This window comes from Thiolinea disciformis DSM 14473 (assembly GCF_000371925.1).
In the GTDB taxonomy this organism is placed as follows: Bacteria; Pseudomonadota; Gammaproteobacteria; order Thiotrichales; family Thiotrichaceae; genus Thiolinea; species Thiolinea disciformis.
Genome location: NZ_AQVE01000028.1, coordinates 44,474 through 51,097, shown reverse-complemented (window position 1 = coordinate 51,097; position 6,624 = coordinate 44,474). Strand labels below are relative to the sequence as shown.

Annotated in this window: 9 protein-coding genes; 6 read left to right on the top strand and 3 right to left on the bottom strand. The window is 43.7% G+C overall.

What is annotated here, in order from left to right:
* A partial coding sequence (locus A3IE_RS0117030; RefSeq protein WP_020396837.1) for an IS1 family transposase occupies positions 1-269 on the top strand: 269 nt, incomplete at its 5' end.
* Entirely contained in the window at positions 211-588 is a 378-nt protein-coding gene (locus A3IE_RS0117025; protein WP_169333065.1) for a hypothetical protein, read from the top strand. The genes A3IE_RS0117030 and A3IE_RS0117025, both read left to right, overlap by 59 nt.
* Positions 589-636: 48 nt before the next feature.
* Here A3IE_RS0117025 and A3IE_RS0117020 read toward each other — a convergent pair whose 3' ends face one another.
* The 3 genes from A3IE_RS0117020 to A3IE_RS0117010 are packed head-to-tail and all read right to left on the bottom strand — an operon-like array spanning position 637 to position 3,344.
* On the bottom strand, positions 637-1,485 hold the full coding sequence (locus A3IE_RS0117020) for an amidohydrolase family protein (protein ID WP_020396835.1): 849 nt from the start codon (positions 1,483-1,485) through the stop codon (positions 637-639).
* Positions 1,486-1,509: 24 nt separating this feature from the next.
* Entirely contained in the window at positions 1,510-2,544 is a 1,035-nt protein-coding gene (locus tag A3IE_RS0117015) for an aldo/keto reductase (protein ID WP_020396834.1), read from the bottom strand.
* Between the two features lie 23 nt (positions 2,545-2,567).
* Positions 2,568-3,344: an IclR family transcriptional regulator gene (locus tag A3IE_RS0117010; protein WP_020396833.1), complete on the bottom strand. Its 777-nt coding sequence runs from the start codon at positions 3,342-3,344 to the stop codon at positions 2,568-2,570.
* Between the two features lie 184 nt (positions 3,345-3,528).
* Between A3IE_RS0117010 and A3IE_RS0117005 the strand changes: the two genes are divergently transcribed.
* The 4 genes from A3IE_RS0117005 (at position 3,529) to argC (ending at position 6,590) form a co-directional block, all read left to right on the top strand.
* On the top strand, positions 3,529-3,858 hold the full coding sequence (locus A3IE_RS0117005; protein ID WP_020396832.1) for an L-rhamnose mutarotase: 330 nt from the start codon (positions 3,529-3,531) through the stop codon (positions 3,856-3,858).
* Positions 3,851-4,603 carry an SDR family oxidoreductase gene (locus tag A3IE_RS0117000; protein WP_020396831.1) on the top strand — a complete coding sequence of 251 codons (753 nt, stop codon included), beginning with the start codon at positions 3,851-3,853 and terminating at the stop codon, positions 4,601-4,603. Before A3IE_RS0117005 ends, A3IE_RS0117000 begins: the two co-directional genes overlap by 8 nt.
* Before the next feature lie 11 nt (positions 4,604-4,614).
* Entirely contained in the window at positions 4,615-5,463 is an 849-nt protein-coding gene (locus A3IE_RS0116995; protein ID WP_020396830.1) for a fumarylacetoacetate hydrolase family protein, read from the top strand.
* Positions 5,464-5,657: 194 nt separating this feature from the next.
* A complete protein-coding gene (gene argC, locus A3IE_RS0116990; RefSeq protein ID WP_020396829.1) occupies positions 5,658-6,590 on the top strand; it encodes an N-acetyl-gamma-glutamyl-phosphate reductase in 933 nt (310 codons plus the stop codon).
* Positions 6,591-6,624: the final 34 nt, after the last annotated feature.

The following is a 6,624-nucleotide window of genomic DNA, read 5'->3' as shown; positions in this document are numbered from 1 at the left end:
TGAAGCAACTCTTGGAACGGTTGACACCTTTCAAACTGGCATTGTATTGCACGGATGATTGGGGCGCTTATGAGCGTTTATTGCCTGAAGATAAGCATTTAATCACTAAGCGCTACACACAAAGCATTGAACGGCAAAACCTGAATTTGAGGATTTGGATTAAACGTCTAGCACGCAAGACGATCTGTTTTTCTAAGTCTATCGAGATTCATGACAAAGTCATTGGAACCTGTATCGAAAGACGCTTCTTCAACTCCTTTAAATCATGACCGTTTAATAGAGACTCATAGCTTTGCTATTACTGGTTTCTTTCATATGACTTGCTTTTTGGTAATGTTGAAAAAACCTTTTATTTCAACAAGCTCTAATACACATAAAATCGAAGGGCTACTCAGAGATATAGGAATTCCTGATAGATTATTAGGTATTAAAGACATAGTCCAAAATGCTGATGTCAGAGCCTTTTCAAAAGAAGAAGAAATCAGAATTGAATATTATCTAGAACAAGCACCTACTAAAATAAATTCCATGTTTAGTGAAATAAGAGAATATACTTTGAAGTATTTAGAAGATAGATCAGTTCCGTAAGTTGGTCAATAATAAGTATTCTGAGCAATAACAAATATTAATATCCATCTATAACCCATAAAACCCCTTAGCACTTCCCCCCCACACACTCGCTTGCTCACTTGCACTCAGTGTGTTCGTGAACGCCTCTACGGTTTGCACCCACTCTGCATAGTCGCTGGCTAACTTCAATACAGGCCAATCACTGCCGAACATGAGGCGTTCTGCGCCAAAGGTCTCTAGTAAAAAGTCTACATAAGGCTTTAACTGTTCTTGATTCCAATCCTGACCCGCTTCGGTCACTAAGCCCGATAGTTTGCAATAGGTTTGTGTTTCACTGGCTAAGTGACGCATTGCAGCTGCCCAATCCTCAAACTGTTGGACGTGAATGGCAGGTTTTGCGCCGTGATCAATGACACACTTCAGTTTAGGGTAGCGCTTTAGCAGAGTAAGTAAATTCGCTAAGTGTTTGGGGTGTACCAGTGCATCAAAGCATAAATCATGATCGATCAAGGCTTGGAACGCAGGTGCAAGGTGTGGCGCTAACATCCAATCAGGGTCAGGAATATCCTGAATCATAGGGCGAATACCGACTAACTTAGGATGTTGGGTTAATAACTCAATCTGCTCGACCGCCTCAGCTTGATCCATATCCACCCAACCCACTATGCCCAAAATCCAATCGTATTGTTCAGCAAATCCTAGCATATAATGCGTTTCGGCTAAGGTATCCGCAGCTTGCACTAACACCGTACCCTCAATACCCTGTTGATCTAACAGGGGCTTGAGCTGGTCAGGCAGAAAGTCCTGATACAACACACCCAGACTTGGCGTCAACCAACTATAATCACCGCGCGCTATACGCCAAAAATGCTGATGTGCATCAATGCGTGGCGTCTTGGGTGGTGTTGAATGCATAACTTACCTCCTTACTTGGATGAATTAGGCTTGCCAGTAAAGATTCTCGTGTGGTGTGGGAATATGTTCTGCTAATAAGCCTTGTTGTTTGAGTGCCTGCCAAAACTCATTCGGAATAGTTTGTTGCGTCCATTCCAAAATTTGCGCTAATTCTTGCGAATTACGCGCGCCAGGGATCACACTCACCACCCGCTCATGGGCTAAGGGGAATTGCAAGGCAGCAGCGGGTAAACTGACTTGATACTGTTGGCAGATCACCTTGAGTTGCTCGACTTTATTAATAATATCGGCAGGTGCTTTGCCATAATTCCATGTATCGCCTCCCACCAAAATACCTGAATTAAAAGGCCCTCCCACCACAATCGAGGTATTCGCCGCTTTACAAGCGGGGAATAAGGTATCAGCGGCTTGTTGTTCTAATAAGGTATAACGCCCTGCTAATAACAAGACATCCCATTGACCATAATCTAATACAGCTTTGCATACTTCCCATTCGTTTACACCAATGCCGAAAGCTTTGATAAGTCTCGCACGACGTAATTCATCCAAGGCTTTGTAACCACTGGTCATCGCAGCGGTAAAGTGTTTGTCATGCTCAGCACCATGGGTAAAAGCACCAATATCATGCATGTAAAGAATATCAATCTGGGCAAGGCCAAGACGCTGCAAGCTATCTTCAAACGAACGCATCACCGCATCATAGGAATAATCAAACACAGGGGTGAATGGCAAACCATTAGGCCAGCCATAAGCTGCCGGATTCTCCACTGCGCCTGCTTTAAGCAGACGTCCCACTTTGGTGGATAGTACATAAGGCTGAGTAGCAGAAGATCGATCGCGCAATACATCGCCGATGACCCGTTCTGAATAACCAAAACCATAGTAAGGTGCGGTATCCACATAATTGATTTGTGCGGCTAAGGCATTTTGAATGGTTTGCACTGCATCATCACGTTTGACGCCACTATAGAGGCCGCCTAAGGCAGCGCCTCCTAAACCCAAGGTGGTGATGCTTAGCTTGGTTAGTGCACATGGAATCACACGTTTGGTTAATGGCATAAGCTCTCCCCCTCTTTGAGCAATTAACTAAAAGATAATTTACGCGCCACCTCAGCAAAGATAGCTTTGACCTCTTCCATTGACGGGCAAGGCAATTCATCAATACGTATTAAATAAGGGCAGCTTAACGTGGCAATCGCTTCCCCGTCGTACCCTAAAATAGGGAAAGCTAAATTGGTAACGCCTAAGGTCGTGCCACTCGGCATTTCCTCATAACCTTGCTGACGAATGCGCTCTAATATTTTTTCAAACGCTGTTCTATCCATCACAGGTTCGCCCGGCACACGTTTATGCTGGGTGATCATATCGTCAAGGCGTTCTGGCGAGGAAAAGGCTGCTAAAATCCGTCCCGTGCCGGTATTATACAAACCAACCACTGCTCCCACGCGCATTGCCAAACCCCATGCCACCGGTGATTCCACGACGGCATTAATAATGAATTCACCGCGATCATAAACACCCATGTGAGCCGATTGTTGCGCTTGAATAGTTGCTTCACGCATTAAAGGAGTCGCTTGTTCCACCAAACGCCTTAAAGGTGGATGACGATGTGCTACAACGAACAGTTTCATACTTAATTCATAGCGCTCGCCCTGACTTTTCACAATGTAACCGCGCCGCACTAACACGGTTAACATGCGATAGATTTCATTGGGGGAGCGCCCAAGTGCTTTGGCTATTTCGACTTGAGATAAGCCCTGAGAGTAATTCGATAATAATTCAAGAATATCCAGTCCTTTCTCTAAGGCAGGCGCTCGATACTTATCATCATTGGCATTATCTAGCTCAAAATTCGCCATTTTTTGTCCTTTTACGAGATGTTTAGATTTTACAGTTGACAGTCTAACAACTCAAATATAAATTCAATATTCATATTTGAGTTGAATTGCGCTTTTTCAACATGAATAGCATTATACAAAAGTGATTCAGGTATAAGTGCAATTCACAACGCTTGTTGATGGCAAAAAGCACGGAGAAGCTGTGATGCAACGCATGGGGATGGTGATTGGCATAAAACCAGAACAAATTGTTGAGTATAAACGCTTACACGCGGCCGCTTGGTCTGAAGTGCTGGCAAAGATTTCCGAAGCCAATATCAAGAATTACAGCATTTTCTTACGTGAACCCGAAAACTTGTTATTTGGTTATTGGGAATATCACGGCACGGATTTTAAGGCGGATATGGCGAAGATTTCAGCAGATTTCAAAACACAAGCATGGTGGAAACTTACTGATCCTTGTCAAACACCATTAATGAGCCGCGCTGAAGGGGAACACTGGAGTATGATGGAGGAAGTTTTTCACCATGACTAATCATCAACGTTTAGCGGGCAAAATCGCCCTGATTACTGCTGCCGCACAAGGCATTGGTTTGGCCACCGTTGACGCCTATGCTCGTGAAGGGGCAACAGTGTATGCTGCTGATATTAATGCGCAAGCTTTAGAAATGCTGAAGCAAAAGAACTTGCCTAATGTGCACACACTACAACTCGATGTGACCAATGCAGAAGCAGTCACGCAAGCCGTGCAATCCTTGCCTCCATTGGATATTTTGTTTAATTGCGCGGGCTTCGTCCATGCTGGCTCGATACTCGAATGTGAAGAAAAAGATTGGGATTTCTCCTTTAATCTCAATGCTAAAGCTATGTACCGTCTATGCAAATTAATACTTCCCTCAATGCTAGAGCGTGGCAAAGGTTCAATCATCAATATGTCCTCGGTGGCATCATCCATTAAAGGTGTGCCCAATCGCTTCGTATATTGCAGCAGTAAAGCCGCTGTAATTGGTTTAACCAAAGCGATTGCCGCCGACTTTGTGACCAAAGGAATACGTTGTAATGCGATTTGCCCTGGCACAGTGGATAGTCCCTCGCTGCATGAGCGTTTACGGGCTACCGGTGATTATGAAGCTGCGATGAAAGCCTTTATTGCGCGTCAACCGATGGGGCGTGTAGGGGATGCCAATGAAATTGCTGCTTTAGCGGTGTACTTAGGTAGCGATGAAAGCAGTTTCACCACTGGACAAGTGCATATTATTGATGGCGGTTGGGCAAATTAAGGATCAGTACAATGAAATTATTACGTTATGGCGCAAAAGGCTCGGAAAAACCCGCTATTTTAGATGCAGATGGCAAGATTCGTGATTTGTCGGCGCATATTAGCGATATTGATGGCAGTACAATCAGTAAAGCAGGCTTAGCTAAAATTGCTGCTTTAGATATCAATAGTTTGCCTATTGTGGAAGGTAATCCACGTTACGGCGCGTGCGTGAATCGCGTAGGTAAATTTATTTGCATTGGTCTGAATTATTCCGACCACGCTGCTGAATCCAATATGGAAGTGCCGCCCGAACCGGTGATTTTCTTTAAAGCGACTTCTGCAATTTGTGGAGCGAATGATGATATTGAAATTCCGCGTCATTCTACTGCGACTGATTGGGAAGTGGAATTGGGTGTCGTCATAGGCAAGGATGCAAAATACATTACTGAAGCACAGGCTTATGATCATATTGCGGGTTATTGCGTAGTGAATGATTTGTCTGAGCGCGATTTTCAATTAAAGCGTTCAGGGCAGTGGGTCAAGGGTAAATCGTGTGACACCTTTGGTCCCATCGGCCCTTATTTAGTCACAAAAGATGAAGTGCCTAACCCGCACAATTTGAGTATGTACTTAGAAGTGAATGGCAAACGCTTTCAAAACGGCTCGACTAAAACCATGATTTATCAAGTCCCCTTTATTGTGGCTTACTTATCGCAATTCATGAGTTTACAAGCAGGCGATATTATCTCGACGGGTACGCCCCCAGGTGTGGGTTTAGGACAAAAACCTCATCCGATTTACCTCAAAGCAGGCGATCGGATGGAGTTAGGCATTGAAGGATTAGGCGTACAAAAACAGCTGACTATCCCTGCTCCCTAAATTTGATTTTGCATCATCACTGGCAATTTAAAACCTATTGTCCCTCCTCCTGCAAAGGGCTTTATTTCCAGTGGTGAGTGCAATTTTGCTTCACGTCCTTAATACAGTACTTAACACTGCACCACACAGCCTATTTTTAGCCTAATGCCTAGTTTTGATTATAATAAGCGCTCTTTACCTTGCTGAGACAAACCATGCGCAACAAATTAAAAGTCTTTATTGATGGACAACACGGTACCACAGGGCTGCAAATCAGAGAAAAATTAGAATATCACTCCCATGTGCAAGTCATTGAAATAGCAACAGAAGCACGTAAAGACATTAATGCGCGTAAAGCCTTAATGCAGGAAGCTGATATTGTATTTTTATGCTTACCTGATGCTGCGTCTAAAGAGGTTGCTGCTGATTTGTATCAAATGGATACGCGCGTCATTGATGCTAGTTCTGCTCATCGGGTTGATGCCAAATGGGTTTATGGTTTACCGGAACTCAATAAAAACCAACGTAGCCTAATTAAAACTGCTCAATACGTTTCTAACCCCGGCTGCTATGCCACTGGTGCAATTTTATTGCTCAATCCTTTAAGTGAACAAGGTTTGCTGCCGGCAAGTACTGCGATTCATCTGAATGGTTACTCAGGTTACTCTGGTGGTGGCAATGCAATGATTAATACTTATGAATCGGGTGAAGTCCCCCCTGCTTTAGCCTTATATGGTTTAGACTTTAACCACAAGCACATTCCAGAAATCGTCAAGTACAGCCAGTTAAAACGCCGCCCAAGCTTTATTCCTAGTGTTGTGCCGATTCGCCAAGGCATGATTGTGTTAGCTGCGTTTGATAAAGCCGAACTAAATGCAACCAGCCAAACGATTAAGCAACTTTACCAAGCTCATTATCAAGGTGAAACCTTCATTCAAGTGAAAGAGCATGATCTTGAGCAAGACAAGTTCCTGAATATTTCTAACTTAAATGGCACGAATAATTGCGAAATTTACGTGTATGAATCAACTGATCAGTCACAAGTTTTAGTGGTGGCACGCTTGGATAATTTAGGCAAAGGCGCAAGCAGTGCAGCGATTCAGAATATGAATATCATGCTCGGCTTGGATGAAGGCTTAGGTCTTTAAGACTCAAACAGTTTGCCTCTCCAATGTTATTTAG